Source organism: Nesterenkonia sandarakina (assembly GCF_003003175.1).
Lineage (GTDB): Bacteria > Actinomycetota > Actinomycetes > Actinomycetales > Micrococcaceae > Nesterenkonia > Nesterenkonia sandarakina_A.
The window spans coordinates 1-1,689 of sequence record NZ_PVTY01000051.1 but is presented as its reverse complement, the minus strand read 5'-3'; the positions used below and the strand labels follow the sequence as shown (position 1 = coordinate 1,689).

Below are 1,689 nucleotides of genomic sequence, written 5' to 3'. Positions count from 1 at the left end.
AGGAATACTTCCGCGGACTCTCAGCAGACCCGCAGTAACGCCGCGCAGTGCAAAGACCCCCTGACGCGGGGAGAACTGCCCGCAAGCGGATCCCTTACCGAACATCTCGACGGCCAGCAGCGGCAACGCTAGACCCCTCCCACTGCACGAGCGCCATGTTGATACTGCGTGGAGTGATCCTATGGATCTGTGATCTCGAAGAGTTGCGCCGGTTCGATCTGCAGAGCGTCGCAGATCATCGTCAAGGTGGTGAAGCGGATGGCTTTACCTCTGTTGTTCTTGAGCGTGGACAGGTTCGCCATCGTGATCCCCGTGCGGCGTGAAAGCTCAGTGAGTGTCATGTCACGCTGGAGGAGCGCCTCATCGAGTCGGAAGACAATACGGTGCGCAGGCGCGGCATAGTCAGGTTCAGATGACGCCATCGACGTCTCGTTCCAGTTGAGCTCCGGCACGGAACGCTGTGGTCAGAGCAAGGGCCACCAGTCCGGCGACGATGAGGGATATGGGCCAATTGGGGAAATCGATGTTGATGCCGACGTAGTCCCCACCCAAAAAATCAGCTTGGGCAGCGCGGTCGCGCTGTCCGGTGTTGGGCCATAGGCCGACGTGTGCGCTCGTATAGAGAGTTGCGAAGGTATTGATTAGTCCGATGAGCACGCCGCCGACCATTAGCGTCAGCGAAAGAGCTTTCCAGTAGTTGATCGTTTTGGTGCTGAAGGCTTCTCTTTGGGTCACCCGGCGGAGTACTCGAAGTAGCAGCCATGCGGCGATCACCACGGTGGCAGCTTCGAGGAACAGAGGCGTGGCGTTGGCCCACCGGAGAAGCAGGTCTGCGTCCTCCATCGTCGCCGAAGTACCTGGCCGTAGTTCCGCCGTGGTGAGAATTGGCAGGTGTTCCAAGGGAAGCCCGGGTTCAACGTTGCCATCGGTCCATAGAAAGCGGCCGGTGACGAGTGTGAACCCTTGAGAGAGGTGGCTGATAGCCCAGAAGGCAGCGACAGTGATGAGGATGGCCCGCACCAGCCGGGAGAACACGCCTTGGGGTTTGGTTTCCTCGACCGTGGTCGTCTGCATGGTTTCACTCATCGTCGCCCCTTATCGAATATCAATGTATTGATAATCGATATTATAGACCGAGGCACCAGTTGTCCAGGACCAATTTGTCCACCCGTAAGCCGGTCGCTCACCGGGCACTCCCCCACCCCAAACCCAGCCCATACAGCTACTGGGCTCAGGGTGCACGTATACCCCGCCCGATTTAAAGCACGGTGAGGGTCCCTTATCTGCAACACTGTTGGTCATGACTGGACTGAAGATCGGATACGCCCGGGTCTCGACCACTGGGCAAGACCTAACCGCCCAACGCGAAGGGCTCATCGCGTTCGGTGTTCACCCCGATGAGGTCTATGTCGATCACGGCCTCACCGGCACCAACAGGACCCGACCAGGGCTCCGAGAAGCTCTCGCCGCGGTCCGGTCTGGAGACACTCTGGTCGTGACGAAGCTCGACCGCCTCGCCCGGTCACTCCCGGATGCGCGGAACATCGCTGACGAGCTCACCACCAAAGGCGTGACACTGAGCATCGGTGGCAGCTGAGTATTCGAAGGGTTGGGAGCCACCCAATATTGCCTTTCGGAGCCACCAGTATTGCCGTTGAGAGCCAGTGACCGCCCGTGTGGGAGCCACTG

The 1,689-nt window shown here is 59.4% G+C and carries 2 protein-coding genes and 1 pseudogene; 1 reads left to right on the top strand and 2 read right to left on the bottom strand.

Annotation, left to right across the window (positions count from 1 at the left end; all coding sequences use genetic code 11):
* Positions 1–179: 179 nt before the first annotated feature.
* Positions 180–422 carry a helix-turn-helix domain-containing protein gene (locus BCL67_RS15085; protein WP_106124215.1) on the bottom strand — a complete coding sequence of 81 codons (243 nt, stop codon included), beginning with the start codon at positions 420–422 and terminating at the stop codon, positions 180–182.
* The gene (locus BCL67_RS15080; RefSeq protein ID WP_106124214.1) at positions 409–1,086 is read right to left on the bottom strand and encodes a DUF2975 domain-containing protein; all 678 of its coding nucleotides are present in this window, start codon (positions 1,084–1,086) and stop codon (positions 409–411) included. The genes BCL67_RS15085 and BCL67_RS15080 overlap by 14 nt, the downstream gene beginning before the upstream one ends.
* A gap of 214 nt (positions 1,087–1,300) precedes the next feature.
* Here BCL67_RS15080 and BCL67_RS15075 point away from each other — a divergent pair.
* Positions 1,301–1,594, top strand: a pseudogene (locus tag BCL67_RS15075) (recombinase family protein); the annotation flags it as partial.
* Positions 1,595–1,689: the final 95 nt, after the last annotated feature.

Bases quoted from the DNA above. Each gene is read 5' to 3' on its own strand.
- BCL67_RS15085 (WP_106124215.1), bottom strand. From the start codon at position 422: ATGGCGTCATCTGAACCTGACTATGCCGCGCCTGCGCACCGTATTGTC.
- BCL67_RS15080 (WP_106124214.1), bottom strand. From the start codon at position 1,086: ATGAGTGAAACCATGCAGACGACCACGGTCGAGGAAACCAAACCCCAA.